This is a genomic window from Sphingomonas mangrovi (genome assembly GCF_047975845.1).
GTDB lineage: Bacteria > Pseudomonadota > Alphaproteobacteria > Sphingomonadales > Sphingomonadaceae > Sphingomonas.
In genome coordinates, this window is the sequence record NZ_JBIUCZ010000008.1 from 96,157 (window position 1) to 114,386 (window position 18,230).

Here is an 18,230-nt window from a genome sequence, read left to right on the forward strand (position 1 = left end):
ACTCCGGCGCTGCTGCCTCACGCCCCGCGCCAGCGTTCCAGCTGGGTCAGCACGTCGCCGGCGATCTGATCGAGGGAAAAGCCGGTCAGGTCGTGGAAGCGGCCGGCGCCGTTGGTCTGCGCGCCCAGAATCCACGTCATGCTGCGGCGAGTCTCCGGCGCCTCCAGCGCGGTATAGGCGGCCAGCGGACGCGACCGCGGCATCACGCGATAGACCATCGTCCGCTCGCCCCCCAGCGCGATCGTCAGCGACGCGCCGTCGTCGTCACGGTCGACATGGCTGTTCGCCCACCCCTGCTCCACCATGCTGGCGCACACCGATTGCAGCGCGGGCACGGCGTTGCGGTCGATCTGGCGGACGATGTCGGCCTTGCTGGCCGGCACGAACAGCCGCTTGAGCCGCTCGCCGACGGTCGGCGCCTCGTCTTCCAGGGTCACGCCGGCCAGGTCGGCGTTGGTCTGGCGGACCAGTCCCACCGCGAGCAGCAGCATGATGAAGCAGAACGGCAGCGCGGCGAGCAGCGTCGCCGCCTGCAGTGCGCCCAGCCCGCCCGCGACCAGCAGCAGCGCCGCGGTCGTACCCAGCAGGATGCACCAGTACATCCGCTGCCAGCGCGGCGTCTCCTCCGCGCCGCCCGACGCCAGCGTGTCGATCACCAGCGCGCCGGAATCGGCTGAGGTGACGAAGAACACCGCCACCAGCAGGATCGCCAGCGCCGAGGTGACCCCGGCGGCGGGGAGATATTCCAGGAACTTGAACAAGGCCGTCGACAGGTTCGCCTGGACCGCGTCGGCGATGCCGCCCCCCGCCAGCCCCAGGTCGAGCGAAATCGCCGTGTTGCCGAACACCGTCATCCACAGGAAGGTGAAGGCGGTGGGCACGAACAGCACGCCCGTCACGAACTCGCGGATGGTCCGCCCGCGCGAGATGCGCGCGATGAACATGCCGACGAACGGCGACCAGGCGATCCACCACGCCCAGTAGAACAGCGTCCAATCCGCCATCCACGCCCGCGGCTCATAGGCGTAGAGCGTGAAGGTGCGCATGACGAAATGGTCGAGGTAGAGGCCGAAATTCTGCACCAGCGCGCGCAAGAGGAACAGCGTCGGGCCGACCGCCAGCACGAACAGCATCAGCAGCACCGCGACCGTCAGGTTCAGCTCCGACAGCCGGCGAATGCCGCGGTCCGCGCCGCTCAGCACCGAGAGCGTGGCGGCGCCCATCACGAACGCGATCACCAGGATCTTGGCCGTCGTCGTGTCGGGCAGGCCGTAGTTGTAGGCGAGCCCCGCCGTCATCTGCGACACGCCGAAGCCCAACGAGGTCGCCACGCCGAACACGGTGCCGCACACCGCGAACACGTCGATCGCGTCGCCCAGCGGACCGTTGATCCGCTTGCCCAGGATCGGCGACAACCCGGACCGCAGCGTCAGCGGCATGCCCTTGCGATAGGTGAAGTAGGCGAGACTGATCCCCACCAGCGCATAGATCGCCCAGGCGTGCACGCCATAGTGGTGGAAGGTGATCGCCATCGCCTCGCGCGCGGCAAGGATCGTGCCGCTCTCGGCCTCCGGCGGCGAGATATAGTGCTGGATCGGCTCGGCCACCGCGAAATACATCAGCCCGATGCCCATGCCGGCGGCGAACAGCATCGCCAGCCACGAGACATAGGGGAAGTCGGGCTCGGAATCGTCCGGCCCCAGCTTCAGCTTGCCCGCCGGACCGAACCCCAGCGCCAGCACGACGACCAGGAACACCGCCACCGCGGCGATGTAGAACCAGCCGAACGTGTCGATCGCCCAGCTCTGCGCCGCCTTGAACGCGCTGTCCGCCGTTCCCGGCATCAGCAGCGTCCCGCCCAGCAATGCCGCGATCACGGCGGACGCGCCCCAGAAGACGCGCGGGTTCATTCGAGTTTCAGGCATGGCGTGAAGTCTAGCCGCTATCGCCGTGATCCCCAAACCGGAATCCGCTCCGCGGCGCATCGCTCCCGATGCATTGCCTTGGCTGATGGGTCAGGCTTTCGGAGGTCGGAAGTCCAGCGTCTCCCGGGCAGCATAGGCGTCCCAGGCAGCGCGCGTGCGAAACCCTCCCTGCCCCTTGGTCCAGGCCGAACCCGAATAGTAGACGAATGGCGTGCCGGGGGTGACGCGCAGCAGCACCAGATGGTTGTCCGCGTCGTCCCGCACCTCGGCGATGGCGGCAGGATCCACCCGGATCGCGATCGCCATGCGGCCGTGATCGCCATCCTCCGGTCCCCACCAGGAGAGCAGGCCCTTGGAGCGATCGACGGTCAACTCGCCGGCGCCCTGGCCGGTGGTCCGCTTGCCGATGCCGATCCCGACCAGCAACGGGGCGGGGCTGTTCGACGCGATCGTCGACACCATGCGCGTGAAATGGGTGCCGAGCGGGAGCGTGAAGCGCCGCGTTTCCCAGACCGTGCGACCCACATTGACCGGCCAGGGCGCATAGTCGACCTCGAAATCGGCGACCTTGCCGCCCGCGGACAGGATACGGCTTCGAACATAGTTGCGCGACGTCCACAGCTTGTTGTCCTGCCAGATGCCGAGGCCGCCCGCGCCGCGCGTCGTGCCGACATTGTAGAAGTCGAGCCCCTCCCCCCGGTAGCTGTGCTGGTCGCCGCTGCGCAGCTGCCGATCGGCGAAGGGCCAGCGGACGTTCTTGCCCCATGAATCCACGCCCGAGCCAGAGGGAGGCTCCGCCGCTTCGAGCGCCCGGGCGTAGATCCTGTGTGCGGTGCGGTCGTTCTCCCAGAGCAGGTCGTCGAAGCGGTAGCCGGCCTGCACCACGGCAGCCTGCGCTTCATGGCTGTCGGGTGCCGGAAGGCTTCCCGCTGCAGCCGGCAGTCCAGCAGGCTCCACCTCCTGGGCTACGGACGGTAAGGCCAGGAGCAAGGCGAGCGCCACCGATCCCTTCATCCGCTGTCGAACGGTCCATGCTCCCATCCTTCCTCTCCCTCGTCCCTGCCTCGCCAGGTTTTGCCACGTCCTACCATGGCAACTCAAAAAAGTCAGTTGTCATATGACTGACGACATGTATCTTGAGGGGACAGACGGGAGACGAGAAAGGCTGGCAATGGAGTTCGGGGGTGCGGACGCAGTGCAGGAAACGTTGCCGTTGTCCCGCAAGCGACGGCCCTCGCTGGTCGATTCCGCATGCGAGCATATCCGCGGCAGTATTCTTTCCGGCGCACAATGGCCCGGCGCCCAGTTGCCGACAGCGGCCGAGTTCGCCGAGACGCTGGGTGTCAGCCGCACGGTGATCCGCGAAGCGACCGCCCGGCTCGCCGCGGAAGGTCTTGTCGAGGCGCGCCAGGGCAAGGGCCTCTTCGTCAGCGAGACCGCACGCTACCAGGCATTCCAGATCACCCGCGACGAGGTTGCGAGCCTGGAGGATGTCATCCAGCTTCTGGAACTGCGGCTCTGCGTGGAAACCGAGATGGCGGCGCTGGCGGCCGAACGGCGTACCGAGGTAGACCTGATGAGCATGCGCCACCAGCTCAAGATCCTGGCCGCAGCAGCCGTCGGCGTCGAGGAGTCCGTCAGGGCCGATGTCGATTTCCACGGCGCGATCGCCCTTGCGAGCAAGAACACCTATTACGCCAAACTGATCGACTTTCTGGGCGTACGGCTGGTTCCGCCACGCTCGCTCTATCTGCGGCAAGGACAGACCTACGCCGGTGCGACCTACAAGGCGGTGATCAGCGAGGAGCATGAAGCGATCCTCGACGCGATCATCCGCGGCGACGCCGACGGCGCCCGCACGGCCGCGCGTGCCCACATGAGCGAGAGCCTGAAGCGCCACCGCGAACTGCATGATCTGATTTCGGCCGACAGCGCCGCGCGCTGAGGCACCCGCTTACTCGATACCGAACGACATACACGAACGACAGTTACGCGGCAGAGAACAACAATTTGCCTTAAGTTGTATGATGTCTTATAGGGAGAGGTCCAATGAAGGCGAACCTGCGCGCTTCGGTGGCGCTGATCACGTTAATTGGGTGTGCGCCGGCCGCTGCCGCGCAGACCGCCCCTGCGGAGGACCCCGCATCCGGACAGGACATTGGCGCCGAACCAGCGGTGGGCACCTCGCCCGACGCAGCCAACGACATCGTCGTCACCGGCATCCGCCAGAGCCTTGCGCGCGCCGCCGAGATCAAGCGCCAATCGGCTGCGGTGGTCGACTCGATCGTCGCCGAGGACATCGGCAAGCTCCCCGACCTGACCACCGCCTCCGCGCTGCAACGGGTTCCCGGCGTCCAGGTCGTGGTCGGCGGCAACAACGAGATCGTGGGCGCGCGCATTCGCGGGCTCGACGACATCATCACCACGCTCAACGGACGCGAGATCTTCACCGGCGTCGGCCGCGGCTTCTCGTTCCAGGACCTGCCGGCAGAGGCGCTTGCGGGCGTCGACGTCTACAAGTCCAACTCGGCCGAGCGGATCGAGGGGGGCGTCGCTGGCGGCGTCGACATGCGGCTACGCCGGGCGCTGGATTTCAAGGAGCTGACGATCGCTGGAAGCGCGCGGGCAACCTATTTGCAGGAGGCCGGGTCCGACGACACGCTCAATCCGGCAGCCAGCCTGCTGGTCGCGAACCGCTGGTCGACGGGAATTGGCGACGTGGCCGCGATGGTCGGCATTTCGTATCAGCGGAACGAATATGCCCGTCCGATCGCCTGGAACGACTGGACGCGCGCTACCAGCGCCGGCCCTCCCGGATCGCCGCCGAACCTGCACGCCCCCACCGGCTTCGCCGCCGCCATCGAATTCGGACACTATGAGCGCCCCCAGGTAAACTGGTCGTTCGAATGGGCGCCGGACGCGACCACCAAGATTTATGCCGAGGGGCTGTTCGCCGGCTACCGCGGCAATGTCTTCCAGGCGCGGCCGACGTTCCGCGCGTTCACCGGCACCTCGTTCGAAGCAACCACCGGCGACACCTGCGAGGATTTCGCGGTGGGTCCCGACGGCTATTATTCGGGGAACGTCCGCAGCCCGACCAATCCGACCGGCACCGGCACCGTCCGCGAACTGTGCAACGCCACCGGCTACACCGCGCGGAACCTGGAATATTACACCGCAACGGTCGCCAACAAGGCGCGCACCGACATCTATGTGTTCGCTACCGGCTTCAACAAGGAGATGGGCGCGCTCACCTGGAACACCGACCTGTCGTACGAAACCTCGACCAATCGGAACAACAGCTTCCGCGTCGACATCGGCAAGCGCATTGCCGAACTGATCCAGGTCCGCGATGTCGATCACGAAGTACAGGCAACGATGCCGGGCAACCCGATGAACGACCCGGCGGGGCTGGCATTCGCCAACGGCATGACCGAGGACATCAACCGCAGTCGCGGCACGCTGCTGGCGGTGATGAGCGACGTGAAATACGACTTCGACGGCGTCCTCGATTACGTCCAGGCGGGCGTACGCGTCGCCCGGCGCAAGGCGAACTTCGAGCAGTATCTGGGCGGCCCGCCCGCACCCGGCGGCTCGTTCGCGACCCCGCTGTCCGCCGCCGGCCTGCCCAGCGACATCCTGTCGCAGGCACCGGGGGTGCCGCAGATGAACGACGGCGCCTCGTTCCTGCAGATCGACCCCAACTATCTGGTGCAGGACTCGATCAAGCGGCAGCTACGCACCCTCTACCGCATCTCGCCCGACACCCCGGCCTTCGACCCGACGCGCGACTATGATGCGCAGGAGAAGAGCTATGCCGGCTTCCTGCAGGCGGGCTACGCCCTACCGTTGACCGACACGATCACGATCGACGGCATGGTGGGCGCGCGCCTGACCCGCACCGATCGCACCATCGCCGGATCGGGTCGCGTCACGGACCCGGCGACGAGCACGTCGCGGGTCGTGCTGGTCGAGCGGTCGACCAGCGACACCAACCTGCTGCCGAACGCGAGCGCGCGCATCCGGTTCGGCGGCGGCCTTCAGTCGCGCTTCAACTATTCCAAGACCCTGTCGCGACCCAGCTTCGGCCAGTTGAACCCGGGCCTGAGCTACGTCGTGTCCTATGTGAACACGATCCAGAACTCCGGATCGGGCGGCAACCCGGACCTCAAACCGCAAATGGCGGACAGCTTCGACGCCTCGCTCGAATATTACTTCGGCCGCAGCAACTACTTCTCGGTGGTCGGCTTCTATCGCGACATCAAGGACCGGATCATCTCCGGTACCGAGGTGCGTACCATCGACGGTCTGCAATATGTCATCTCGACGCCGCGCAATCTGGGCTCCGCCACGATCAAGGGCATCGAGGTGGGCGGGCAGCTGTTCCTCGATTTCCTGCCCGAAGGCCTCGACGGCGCAGGCGTGATCGGCAACTTCACGATCATCGACAGCGAGGTCACGACGTCCGGCGACCGGCTCGAGGGGCTGCCGCTGCTCGGCGTGTCCAAATACAACTTCAACGCCGGGCTGATCTACGAAAAATACGGCATCTCGGCTCGCGCGATCTATACCTACCGCTCGCAATATTTCGATGGCGACATCACCAACGGCCTCTCGCTACGCCCGGTCTCCATCCCCGTCGGCCTGAACGGTATCCGCGCCGCCGGTCGGCTGGATTTCGGCCTGAACTACGACGTCACGCCGAACATCAGCGTGAGCTTGGCGGGTACGAACATCACCGGGCAGCGGACGCGCAACTTCGAATCGCGTGCGGACTTCGTGCGCGAGGTGCGGAACGACGACACTACCTACTCGCTCGGCGTCCGCTTCAACTTCTGAGCGAAGCGGCGCACTCTAGGGTCTGCCTCGGGGACGGGCGCAACCCGCACACGCTCCGACAAAGAGCGGAAAACAGGAGGATGGCTTGGATACAAAGCGGATGTTTGCCCGACTAGCGCTGGCGACGGCGCTGACCGCGATCGGCGTCGCCGGACCCGACGCGGCTCAGGCCCAGGCGCCGGCGACCGTCTTTCACAGGCCCGGCCGCGCGCTTGCGGGCGGCGTCCAGGTCGCGCGCGCGCAGGGCTCCGTGACGATCGACTGGCCCGCGGCCGACGGAGAGCGTGCGCAACTCGTACTCTCGCTGGATCCGAGCACGCCGCTCATCCGCGCGGTGTCGGTCGCGGGCAAGACCGTGCTCGGCGGCGTCGACCCTGCAGGAGTCGTGACGGTCGGCACCCGCGACCTCAAGCAGGGCTGGACGATCTTCTTCGACAATCCGCGCCAGCGACCGTTCGAGAGTTTTCCGCTGACCCTCACGCGCAGCGACATCCGCGTGGTTGCAGACGGCGGCTATACCAAGGTGATCGTCGGCGGTGCCGCCGCCGGGCCGTTCTCCGGCACCTATCAGTTCACCATCTATCCCGGCTCGCGGCTCATCCGCGCAGCGATGGTCCTGTCCACCCAGCGTCCGGCAACCGCCTATACGTTCGATGCTGGTCTCAGCACCGCGTCATCCGGCACGCTGCCTTGGCGATCGATCGCCTTCACCGACATGACGGACCAGATCGTCCGCAAGGAGGGGGACGCATCGCGCAAGCCGGCGATCTCGCCGAAGGTGCGTGCGCGGATGATCGTGGCGGAAGGACCGTCCGGCGGTGCGCTGGGCATCCTGCCGCCCCCGCACCAATATTATTACCCGCTCGATTACGCCAACAACGACAATTCGGCATGGTTCGGCAGCGATTACCGTGCCCTTGCCGGCCGCACCGGCTTCGGCGTGCGTCAGACGCTCGAGGGCGATCGGCGCTGGGTGCCCTGGGTCAACGCGCCGCCCGGATCGATGCAGGACATGGGCGTATTCCTCCTTCCCGACGGCGGAGATGCCGCAAGCGTGACGCAAGCGGCGCTAGGCTACACGCGCAACGATCGCTTCAAGGCGATCGCGGGGCATCGGACCTTCACCAGCCATTATCATGTCGAGCACACCGAGGCCTATCTCAACACGGCACGGTTCCAGCAATCGACACAAGTGCCCGAAGGGCTGGAGACGCCGGACTTCGTCAAGCGGTTCAAGGACATGAACGTCGAGATCGTGCATCTCGCCGAACTGCACCTGCCGCGCGAGGCGCTCGATCGTGCCGGCGATCGACTCACCCTCCTCAAGACCATGCATGCCGAGACGGAGCGCTTGTCCGACGACAGGCTGCTGCTGCTGCCGGGGGAAGAGCCCAATGTCTATCTGGGCGGCCACTGGCTCAGCTTCTTCCCCAAGCCCGTCTATTGGACGCTGGATCGCAAGGAGGGGCAGCCCTTCGTCGAGGAAGATCCAACGTTGGGCAACGTCTATCACGTCGGCTCGCAGGACGATGTGCTGCGGCTGATGGAAGCCGAGCACGGGCTGATGTGGACCGCGCATCCGCGGATCAAGGGTTCGCTTGGCTTCCCCGACAAGCACAAGGATACGCCGTTTTTCAAGAGCGACCGTTTCCTCGGCGGCGCGTGGAAGAACATGCCGGCCGACTATTCCCGGCCTCGCCTCGGCTGGCGGGTGCTCGACACGCTGGACGACATGAACAACTGGGCCGCGAAACCTTCGGAGCGCAAGTTCGCACCAGGGGAAGTCGACGTGTTCCAGATCACGCGAGAGAGCGAGCTCTACGCGCACATGAACATCAACTATCTGCGTCTGGATGGGCCGTTGCCGAGTTATGCAGGGGGCTGGGCGTCGGTGCTGGACGCGCTTCGCGGCGGCAAGTTCTTCACGACCACGGGTGAGGTGCTCATCCCCAAGTTCACCATCGACGGTGCCAAGAGCGGCGAGGAGGTCGATTTCGGCCGCAACGCGATCGTGCGGGCAGAGGTCGAATGGACCTTTCCGCTCCGCTTTGCCGAGATCGTCAGCGGCGACGGCAAGCAAGTCTATCGCGAGCGCATCGAGCTGACCGACACCGCGCCGTTCGGACGCCGCACCCTCGAAAAACGTGTCGACCTGCGCGGACGCACATGGGCGCGCATGGAGATCTGGGACGTCGCGACCAACGGCGCCTACACCCCGCCGGTATTCTCCGCAGGGAAGTAATCGCGGGAGCAGCCATGTTCGACCGTATCTATCACGGCACGCATCCCGACATGATGGCGTGCGCGTCCAACGACGATTTGCGCGATCGGTACCTTATCGCGAACCTGTTCCGCCCCAACGAATGCGTCCTCAACTATACGCACGCGGATCGGCTGGTGATCGGCGGCGTGCTGGTCGCACGAGGCAGCGTCGGGCTACCCGACCAGACGGAGCCGCCGTCCGCTGCCGGACATCCGTTTCTCGAACGCCGCGAATTGGCGGTCGTCAACGTCGGTCGCGTCGACGGGAGCGTGGTCGTCGACGGCGAAGTGTTCACGCTCGCCGCGCGAGACAGCCTGTACGTGACCATGGGGGCTCGCGAGGTGCGCTTCCGCGGCGACGGTGCCCGCTTCTATCTCGCCTCGGCTCCCGCACACCGCGCGTTTCGGACGCGCAAGCTGTCACTCGCGAACGCCCGAACCATCGCTCGCGGCCGCCGGGAGGAAGCCAACGAGCGCACCATCCACCAACTCGTCATCCCGGGCATATGCGAAAGCGCGCAGCTGGCGATGGGCTTGACCGTTCTCAAGCCGGGCAGTGTGTGGAACACGATGCCGCCGCACGTGCACGAGCGGCGCAGCGAAATCTATTTCTACTTCGATCTCGATGATGCCGAACGTGGCCGGGTGATGCACTTCATGGGACGGAACGATGCCACGCGGCATCTTGTCGTGGCGGACGGCGAAGCCGTCATCTCTCCGCCCTGGTCGATCCACATGGGGGTGGGCACAAGCGCCTATAGCTTCATCTGGGTGATGGCAGGCGAGAACCAGGATTATGAGGATATGAGCAGCCTGCATGCCCGCCAGCTGACGTAACGCGCCTCGACGCGAGGCCAGCACTCACGATCGGCGGCGCGTAGCATTCTGTGGTTCGAGGAAGACCAACCGGAGCAGAAGATAACGCCGCCAAAATACTCCCCCTATCATTCCGCGGGACTACTCGCTGGCCGCGACAATCCGCTCGATTGCCGCCAAAAGGACAGGCACTCTGCGTCAGTCCTAAGTGATATAAAACTCCACCGGAACGACGAGTTCGATTGTCTCACCCTGAACCGCTTCCGGTGGCTTCGGCAGCGGCTGCGCCCGCTTGGGGAGGCTCATCGCCTCCCGATCGAGCGACCGAACTCCTGACGAGCGCTCCAGCTGAACCGACAGCACCTTGCCACTACGGCTCATGGTGAAGCGAATATATGGCACGCCCTGCTGGCGACGGAAGCTCGCGTCGCGCGGGTAGCGCCGGACTTTGTTGAGCGCGGCCAGAACATGCCCCCGCCAGTTTGGCGCCGCGTTGGACGGCGTCGCGGCCGGCGGCAGCGGCGCAGCCTCCGGCGCGGTCGTTTCCGTCACCGGTGGAGCGGCGAGCGGGATCGACACAGGCGTGGACGGCGCCGCCGCGGGGGCGATAGGATGGGCGGTGGGAATCCGAACGGCGGGGGGCTCGACGAAGGTCTGCTCGGATCGCAGCGGCTTCAGCACCTTTTCGACCGGTTCAGGATCCGGCTGCACCGCACGTGCCGGCGCGGGGGGCGGCGCGGGCGGCGCCACATCGAACATGGCGAGGGCCGGCGCCGATGGCACTGCGTGGGTCTGCAGGGCCGTCCAGGAGAGCAAGGCTGCACCGGCGAGAAGGGCCGCCACGCCGGCCACCCCGCCCGCGCCGAGGAGGCGCGTGGAAAGGCTTACCGGCTGATCCGCATAGCACGATCGCTCCCATGCCGCCGGGGCGGAAACCGTCCGAGCGCCGGGTGCAGGCTCGCCCTCCGGCGGCAGCGCGCGGCGCAACGAAGCACCCGCCGTCATGAAGCGAGCCTCATCCGCATCGTATCGGTCATTCAACGAAAGCTGCGGTGGCACAGATCAGCACTCCTACGACACAGCCGCCCACGGCGAGACGAACGATCCATCGCGGGCGATATGGAAGGATCAAGGTCATCGCCAAGGCCGCGATCATGATCGCACCGACCCACTCCACCGACCCGAACCGCCATCCTGCGACGGCCACGGAACATGCATAGGCGGCCGTCAGTGCGACGACGGCCGCGCTTCTCAACAGCCGCGTGTCGCTACGGCCCAGGCGAGCCCCAAGCAGTTCGAGTTGATGCTTGTCCATCGCCAGACAGAGGGCGGTAAAGCCGGCAAAGGCGAAAAGCAGCGTCGCGAGGTGCATCAGACACCCGCCGCGGCGTGAACGGCACGGCGCCGCACCGGCCGCGCGGCCGGCTGATACGCGCCGGCCTTGTACGCACAGAACGCCAGACCCGCGCCGAGCGCCAGCAGGGTCAGGTCGAACGCCACCATCGCGGCGTCGCCGTTGATCAGGCTGCGTACGAGGCTGCGGTTGGGCGCCGTGATGGCACTGACGATCGGCAGGGCGGCGATCATCGTTGCGGCAAGCGCAAGCCCCTCCACCCACGCGCGCCGCGCCGGGCGCAAGCACGCATAGAGGATCATGAATGGCCAGGTAATGAAGAAGCTGTGGACCTCCCAGGCGGCCCGGCCCTCCATCCCCACCGGGAGCAGGCGGTTGGCCCACAGCACGGCAGCCATGCCAGCCGGGACGCCGGCGATCGTACCGATATTCAGCCGCTCCACCAGACGAAAACCGAAGTGCGGACACGCGGGATCGGGCAGGTTCTTGCGCCGCTTGACGGTCCACAGCACCAGCCCGGTCGCCACCATCGCGCAGCCCGCAAGACTGGACAGGAAGTAGAGCCAGCGCAGCACCGGCGCGGAAAACCGTCCCATGTGCAGCCCGAACAGGACGTGGTTGGTCACCACGGCCGGGCCGTGACGCGGCGGCTCGGCGAGCAACGCGCCGCTCACGCCGTCGAACAGCAGCAGACCGCCGTCGTGCGCCAACTGGTCCCCGGAGTGGCGGACGACCGAGACACGCGCGGCGCTGTCGCCCGGGTTTTCGACCATGATCATCTTGGGACGTCCGCCACCCCACACCGCCTGCGCCTTCGCAATCACCTGCGGAATGGGCATCAAAGGCGCAGCCTGCCCCGTACGCGCCGGCATTTCGTACCGCGGGAACATCGCCGCATAATAGGCCCGCTCGCTCGGGAAGTTCGTCTTGATCCCCCACGGCATCAGGGCGGGCATCAGGCAGACCAGGCCCGTGTAGGTGATCATGAGATGGAAGGGCAGCGCCAGCACCGCGGTCAGATTGTGCGCATCCAGCCAGGCGCGCTGCGCCGCCTTCTTGGGCCGGAAGGTGAAGAAGTCGGCGAAGATGCGCTTGTGCGTGATCACGCCCGACACGATCGCCGCCAGCATGAGCATCGCCGCCGCGCCGGCGAGCCATTCGCCGTACTGAACCGGAATATAGTGCATCTGGTAATGGACGCGGAAGAAAAAGTCCCCGCCACGGGTGTCGCGCGGCGCGACGACGGCGCCCGTGCCGGGATCGAGATCGGCGCTCATGCCGCGGCCGCCACCCCTCCCCCGGCGTCCGCGGACCTCCTTTTCGCCAGGCTTCGGCTGCGGCTGCCAGGACACACGCATGACCGACTGGCGCTCGTCGGGCAGGCCGATGTGCCAGCTGCGCGCATCCGGCGCGACCCTCGTCAGGTGCGCCTGCGCGGTTGCCGCCGCCACCGCCAACGCTGCTGGTTGCCCTGTCTCCGGCTGCATCCAGCGGGTGATCTCCGGGCGGAAGTAGCTGGCCGTTCCGGTCAGGAACATGGCGAAGATCAGCCAGCCGAGCAGCAGGCCCGACCAGGTGTGAAGCCACGCCATCGACTGCCGCAGCGTCTCCTTCACGGCCGAAGCGCCCCATCGAACGGCCACCAGAAGATGGCAGCAAAAACGGCGCAGATCCCCGTCAGAACGGCGCCGAAACGCCACGCACTGCGCGCAGCGAACGCCCAGCAGGCGATCGTCACGTAGAGCACGAAGGAAAACGTCCCCGTCGCGATGGCCGCCTCGATCTTCGACCAGGGCAGAAGACGCGCAAGAAGCGCCGTCGTAAGAGCGGTCACCGCATAGCCGCCGACGCTGGCCGCGACGGTCCGCGCACCGATGTCGGCAATCTGCCGTCGGCGATCCGTGTCGCGGCGCGTCGTCGCGCGGGTCGGCGCTCCGCCGCCAGCGCCGGCAGGGCTATGCGGGACGCGCACGTCAGAACTTCGCCTCGAGCGAGAGCATCGCGTTGCGCGGCTCGCCGTACCAGTTGCCCGACGTCGTGCCGATCGTCCGATAGTAGTTCTTGTCGAAGATGTTGTTGACGTTGAGCGCCGCCCGCAGTTCGGGGGTGACCTGATAGCTCACGCGGCCGGACCAGACCGAATAGGACGGCTGTTCGACGTAGATCGTCGAGGAGCGCTTGTACGTCTTGGTCTGGAAGTTGACGCCGCCCGCCACGGTGAAGTCGGATGCTGCACCCGGCAATTGATACGACGTCCACAGCCGCAGCAAGTGCTTCGGCGTGAACGTGGAAAGCGGTTGCCGCTCGTTCAACGTCGGCGTGCCGTTGCCCGTGCGATCGCGCAGATACTTGGTCGCGTTGAACGTGTAGCCGGCGGCGATCTGCCACGACGGCGTCAGCATGCCGGTCAATTCCAAATCGACACCCTGGCTGCGCACCTTGCCGTCCTGAATGTAGCAGGCGCCAAGGGTCGGCGATCCGGCGCACGGTTCCGGGTTCTCCGGATCCAGCTGAGAACGCCCCTTCTCGATCGTGCGGAAGAGCGCGATCGTGGCGTTCACCCGCTTGTCGAACAGTTCGCCCTTCAGCCCTGCTTCGGCATTGCCGCCGGTCGCAGGATCGAGCGGATCGCCGGATGCAGTGAACTGGTTGGACTGTGCCCGGAAGATCTGGGCATAGCTGGCATAGGCGGTCCAGTTCGACAGCACGTCATAAGTCGCCGCGACATAGGGGGTGAAGCGACCGCTCTCCTTATATTGCGTCGTCACCACATCGGTGACGCGGTTTCGCGTTCGCGTCTTCCACGCGCTGAAGCGGCCGCCGAACAGCAGCTTGGCCCGCTCGGTGAGCGCCAGTCGCAGCGATCCGTACACGCCCCATTGCTCAAGCCGGTTCGTCGTGCTGGAAAACGGTCGCGCGAACTCCGACGGCGTGTAGTTGAAGCTGTAGGGATCGTAGGTGAACGGGTTGTACGCAGGCCCCCGGTAGGACTGCCCGTTGTTGTCATAGTCGCGATGTACGTAATTGGCGCCCAGCAAGACGTCGTGGCTCTGGCCGAACGCTTCGAAGCTGCCGGTCAGATTGCCGTCGACCGCCCATTGATCGCCGATCAGTCCCTGATCGAAGGCGGAGAAGGTGGCGCCCGTCGTGGTCGACTCCGACGTAGTCCCAAGCGCGATCGAGCAGCAGGCCGCACCGCTGAAGCCGGTGTTCTTCTCCCGCATCTTCGTCGCACCCAGCTTCAGCTTCCAGTTGGCGCCGAATTGATGGGTCAGATCGGCGAACAGCGTGGTGGTCGCGACGTTCAGGGTCGACCAGTTGCCGTTGGTATAGGTCGATCGCGGCAGTCCCAGGTCCGTGCCGTCCGCATATCGCAGGACCCCGGTGTAGAACGGGATGGAGTCCAGATCCTCGTGATTGACGCCGAAGCCCAGGATGGTGTTCGCGCCCAGATCGGCTTCGACGATGCCGTACAGCACCGCTTTCTTCGAATCCGCATAATCGTAGAAGAAGTCGCGATCCTCGTAGGAGGCTACGAGCCGGGTGCGAAGCGAGCCGCTGTCGTTGAGCGGCACGCTGGTGTCGGCATCTACCCGCTTGTAATCCCAGCTTCCGGCGCGTGCTTGAAGATGCAGCTGCCGCTCCTTCGTCGGCCGCTTGCGGACGAGGTTGATCGTCGCCCCAGGCTGGCCGGCACCGTTGAACAGCCCCGCCGGGCCGCGCAGGACCTCCACCCGATCGTAGCCGGCCAGATCGGGACTGGTCAGAAAGCCGCTGTTCCGCTCGGTCGGAACGCCGTCGTACTGGATCGTCGTGATCGCGAAGCCGCGAGAGAAGAAGCCGCGTTCGAGACTGCTCTGCTGCTCGGCCACGATGCCAGGAGCGTTCAGCAACGCATCGTCCACCGTCCGCAGGTTCTGATCGTCGAGCCGTGCGCGGGTGATCACGCTCACGGATTGCGGCGTTTCACGGATCGAGCGGGCACCTTTGCCGATCGTCACCGCGTTGGTGGAATAGGAACCCGTGTCTTCCGTCTGGCCGCGATCGGACGACGCACTCGTCATCAGGTCAACGTCGCCGGCGGCTCCGACGCGTACCGCGTCCAAGCGGACTTCGCCGCTCGTCGTCTGCGGTGCCGCTTCGATCGCGAACCCACCCGAAGCGGTCTGGCGATAGGTGAGACCGCTGCCGGCCAGGATGCGCGACAGCGCCTCGCCCGGGCCGTAGCTGCCCTTCAATCCGGGGCTGGACACGCCCGTCATCAAGGCTGTGTCATAGACGACGGTGATGCCGCTCGTCTGGATATACTGGTCGAGAACCGAGGACAGGGCGCCGGCGGGGATGTCGTAGCTTTGGCTTGCCTGCGCGGCGGCAGGCGCGGCGATCAGCATACCCGCCCCCAGCATTGTCGTCGCCATCGCAGACGATGCTACACACCCGCGCAGCCTGGCAGCTGACGATCCCCTGAAGATCCGCACTGTTCTATTCCCCCAAACGTGAATCGAGCGCCGTGTCAGCGGCTGAGGATCGACCTCATCCGACTGACGCTGGTCGGCGCACGGGGCCCGCTAACGCTAATGCGACTTCGTCGCAACATCAAAGGTAACGGCGCGCGGGTATTTGGGCGTGCCTTTCCGCTGGCACGCATTGGCGCTGATAACCGGCGCGCTTCGGCAAGCGGCATCGCTGCAGCGGATCGACGACAAGGCGGTCGCCGCGGTGCTGGCCAGCTGAAAGTGGTAGGCACGTCGATCGGTCGTGATGACCAGGTTCGTCAGCAGACCGGCCGCAACGGGTTTCACCAGCACATACGCCTGCTTGCCGTCGCCCGCGCCGCTGGTCGTGTCACCGATCACCCAGCGCGCCGTATCGCCGCTCGCGACACCGATGGCACCGACGCGCAAGCGGCACCTCAAACAGCGATGGCGACGCGCAAGGAACAGTTCGCCGCGGCCCGAGATGCGGGTAGCGATCTTAATGCGAGCGGGCTGGCTGCGCCTGTGTCGCCCAATAGCCTCCTTGCCGGCAGCGTGATCCCGGCGAGCCTGATCACCGGGCTCAATTCCGACCTGCCCGGCATGGTGACGGCACAGATTACCCGGAACGTGTTCGACAGCGTGACGGGGAACATCCTCCTCGTGCCACAGGGATCCCGGCTGATCGGCAAGTACGACAGCGTCGTGGCGTTCGGACAGCGGCGCGCGCTGGTCGTATGGCAGCGCCTGGTGCTGCCCGACGGTAGCTCCATCCGCCTGGACAACGTGCCGGCGACCGACGCGAGTGGCTATGCCGGGCTCGTCGGCAAGGTCGACTTCCACACCTGGACGCTGCTTAAGGGCGTGACGATCGCCACCCTGCTAGGGGTGGGGTCCGACCTGTCGATCGGCGGCGACGGCGACCTAGTACAGGCGATCCGCCAGTCTGCCCAGACGAATGCCACGCGGGCCGGTGACCAGATCACCCAACGCAACCTCGATATCCAGCCCACGATCACGATCCGACCCGGCGCGCCCGTTCGCGTGCTGGTGACCCGTGATCTCATTCTCGCGCCATGGCGCGGCGGGGAGAACTGACATGGCCGATCTCAAACTCGGCAAGCTGCCCGACCGGACGCCGGTCAAGCTGACGATCACGATCACGCCGGACCTGCAGGCCGCGCTGCAGGCCTATGCAGCGGTCTATGTAGCCACCTATGGTGTCGAGGAACCGGTCGCCGACCTGGTGCCTGCCATGCTTGCCGCCTTTCTCGAGAGCGATCGGGTATTCATGCGCGAGCGCGACGCGCAGGCTCGGGGCGTACGATGATCGTGCGGGCATGGGGGAAAGAAGATCGAGCCGTTGAGAGTCCGTTTGGCGGTGGCGTTCTGGATCACGGGCCTCGGCCGCTCGCAGATCTGCGATCTTATCCAGTCGGGCGACCTCGAAAAAGACGAAGGTCGGTCGTGCTATGCTGGTCCAGTATAGCAGCTTGAGCGATTGACCGATAATGATGGCAGAAGAGACCGGCATACAGGCCATGTTTGGGCGGGCGATTAGCCGAGCTCCGTGAATGCCGTGTCGAGACGTGCCAGACGGCCTGCGATCGCCCCTTTGACGCTGGCATGGACGTCGTCGGCGAAGTCGTCCGGCATTGTTTCTCGCGCGACGTCCGCGGCCGTGACGGCTTTTTCGCGAATGTCGGTGATGACTTTGTTGATGGGGGTCCGGCCGATACCCGCAGCCTTCGCGGTTTGGACGAAATGCCGGCCCAGGCCTTCCTCGATCCGGTAATGGCGGCCCGTGCCCGCCGACATCGCCAAACGGAAACTCTTCCGTGCCAACTGTCCGCGATCGACAGCGCCTTGAACGCTCAGGACATCGTAGAAGGGCGTCAGCTTGAAGCCGCCGCCCGGACGCAGGAAGAGGCTGAAGTTTTTTCGCGTGTCCGTCAGTCGCGCCGATGAGCCAGAAGATGATCTGGCTCGACAGGAATGTCGCCTGATCCTCGGTCGGATCGTCGCTACCGCCCAGCAATCTTATGATGTCCGCCGCGGCAGGGCCGCCCTCGCTTTGATATTTGCGCGAGGATGGCACGCCGAGTGCCTGGCAGCAGTCTTCCTGCGGAACGCGCAGCAATCGGCCGTCGGCGAGCCATTGGCGATCGAACCGCTCGACGACCAGCGCGCGGCGCGCCCCAAAGGTGACGATCTCGGTTTTCGCCACCGGCAAGCCGAAGGCGCCCAGCAGCGTCAGGCAGTAATGCTCGTTGTCGACACTGGCGGTCATGTCGACCATGCCGGTGGATGTCGGGATCTCGCCGAGCTGTGGCTTGAGGATGTGGGTCGTCGGGGTCGTGCCGAGCGGGCGTAGCCACCGGCCGTCGTGCCGCAGCAGCGCGGTCTTCTCCTGGACACCGGCGATCGAAATCCGGAACTCCTGGCCGGGGTCGATCCCTAGGTGTTCAGTCCCGGCATCTGGTGGATCGGATTGACGATGAAGCGTTCTGGCTCTGAGGTCCAGAGCTTGGCGATGTATTCGTAGGGTGTGAGGCCGCT

13 protein-coding genes and 4 pseudogenes are annotated in these 18,230 nt (G+C 65.9%); 6 read left to right on the forward strand and 11 right to left on the reverse strand.

What is annotated here, in order from left to right; genetic code table 11:
• Positions 1–17: 17 nt before the first annotated feature.
• Both ACBY01_RS06220 and ACBY01_RS06225 read right to left on the reverse strand, forming a co-directional pair.
• On the reverse strand, positions 18–1,925 hold the full coding sequence (locus tag ACBY01_RS06220; RefSeq protein WP_416459918.1) for a BCCT family transporter: 1,908 nt from the start codon (positions 1,923–1,925) through the stop codon (positions 18–20).
• Positions 1,926–2,015: 90 nt separating this feature from the next.
• On the reverse strand, positions 2,016–2,939 hold the full coding sequence (locus ACBY01_RS06225) for a DUF4861 family protein (protein WP_416459919.1): 924 nt from the start codon (positions 2,937–2,939) through the stop codon (positions 2,016–2,018).
• Between the two features lie 103 nt (positions 2,940–3,042).
• On the opposite strand from ACBY01_RS06225, the gene ACBY01_RS06230 reads away from it, so the two are divergent.
• From ACBY01_RS06230 to kduI, 4 genes are all read left to right on the forward strand, one after another.
• Positions 3,043–3,870 (forward strand): FadR/GntR family transcriptional regulator, encoded by an 828-nt coding sequence (locus ACBY01_RS06230; RefSeq protein ID WP_416459920.1) that lies wholly within the window; start codon positions 3,043–3,045, stop codon positions 3,868–3,870.
• 104 nt (positions 3,871–3,974) lie between these two features.
• Complete coding sequence (locus ACBY01_RS06235) at positions 3,975–6,764, forward strand: TonB-dependent receptor (protein ID WP_416459921.1); 2,790 nt, start codon at positions 3,975–3,977, stop codon at positions 6,762–6,764.
• Between the two features lie 100 nt (positions 6,765–6,864).
• Entirely contained in the window at positions 6,865–9,006 is a 2,142-nt protein-coding gene (locus ACBY01_RS06240) for a CehA/McbA family metallohydrolase domain-containing protein (protein ID WP_416459922.1), read from the forward strand.
• A gap of 14 nt (positions 9,007–9,020) precedes the next feature.
• Entirely contained in the window at positions 9,021–9,863 is an 843-nt protein-coding gene (gene kduI, locus ACBY01_RS06245; protein ID WP_416459924.1) for a 5-dehydro-4-deoxy-D-glucuronate isomerase, read from the forward strand.
• A 183-nt stretch (positions 9,864–10,046) separates the two neighbouring features.
• On the opposite strand, the gene ACBY01_RS06250 is transcribed toward kduI, so the two are convergent.
• From ACBY01_RS06250 to ACBY01_RS17195, 6 genes and pseudogenes are all read right to left on the reverse strand, one after another.
• Positions 10,047–10,901: an energy transducer TonB family protein gene (locus tag ACBY01_RS06250; RefSeq protein WP_416459926.1), complete on the reverse strand. Its 855-nt coding sequence runs from the start codon at positions 10,899–10,901 to the stop codon at positions 10,047–10,049.
• Positions 10,876–11,214 carry a DUF3325 domain-containing protein gene (locus ACBY01_RS06255; RefSeq protein ID WP_416459927.1) on the reverse strand — a complete coding sequence of 113 codons (339 nt, stop codon included), beginning with the start codon at positions 11,212–11,214 and terminating at the stop codon, positions 10,876–10,878. Before ACBY01_RS06255 ends, ACBY01_RS06250 begins: the two co-directional genes overlap by 26 nt.
• The gene (locus ACBY01_RS06260; protein WP_416459928.1) at positions 11,214–12,812 is read right to left on the reverse strand and encodes a PepSY-associated TM helix domain-containing protein; all 1,599 of its coding nucleotides are present in this window, start codon (positions 12,810–12,812) and stop codon (positions 11,214–11,216) included. Before ACBY01_RS06260 ends, ACBY01_RS06255 begins: the two co-directional genes overlap by 1 nt.
• Positions 12,809–13,168 carry a hypothetical protein gene (locus ACBY01_RS06265; protein WP_416459929.1) on the reverse strand — a complete coding sequence of 120 codons (360 nt, stop codon included), beginning with the start codon at positions 13,166–13,168 and terminating at the stop codon, positions 12,809–12,811. Before ACBY01_RS06265 ends, ACBY01_RS06260 begins: the two co-directional genes overlap by 4 nt.
• 1 nt (position 13,169) lies before the next feature.
• A complete protein-coding gene (locus ACBY01_RS06270; RefSeq protein WP_416459930.1) occupies positions 13,170–15,602 on the reverse strand; it encodes a TonB-dependent siderophore receptor in 2,433 nt (810 codons plus the stop codon).
• A 285-nt stretch (positions 15,603–15,887) separates the two neighbouring features.
• A pseudogene (locus ACBY01_RS17195) lies at positions 15,888–16,085 on the reverse strand (TrbG/VirB9 family P-type conjugative transfer protein); the annotation flags it as partial.
• A 42-nt stretch (positions 16,086–16,127) separates the two neighbouring features.
• Here ACBY01_RS17195 and ACBY01_RS06280 point away from each other — a divergent pair.
• Positions 16,128–16,769 (forward strand): annotated as a pseudogene (locus ACBY01_RS06280) (TraB/TrbI/VirB10 family type IV secretion system protein); the annotation flags it as partial.
• Position 16,770: 1 nt separating this feature from the next.
• Complete coding sequence (locus ACBY01_RS06285) at positions 16,771–17,001, forward strand: DUF2274 domain-containing protein (protein ID WP_416459932.1); 231 nt, start codon at positions 16,771–16,773, stop codon at positions 16,999–17,001.
• A 227-nt stretch (positions 17,002–17,228) separates the two neighbouring features.
• Here ACBY01_RS06285 and ACBY01_RS06290 read toward each other — a convergent pair whose 3' ends face one another.
• The 3 genes and pseudogenes from ACBY01_RS06290 to ACBY01_RS06300 form a co-directional block, all read right to left on the reverse strand.
• Positions 17,229–17,690 carry a HipA domain-containing protein gene (locus tag ACBY01_RS06290; RefSeq protein WP_416459938.1) on the reverse strand — a complete coding sequence of 154 codons (462 nt, stop codon included), beginning with the start codon at positions 17,688–17,690 and terminating at the stop codon, positions 17,229–17,231.
• Positions 17,671–18,126: pseudogene (locus tag ACBY01_RS06295) on the reverse strand (HipA domain-containing protein); the annotation flags it as partial. The gene ACBY01_RS06290 and the pseudogene ACBY01_RS06295, both read right to left, overlap by 20 nt.
• Positions 18,127–18,128: 2 nt before the next feature.
• Positions 18,129–18,230: pseudogene (locus ACBY01_RS06300) on the reverse strand (IS481 family transposase); the annotation flags it as partial.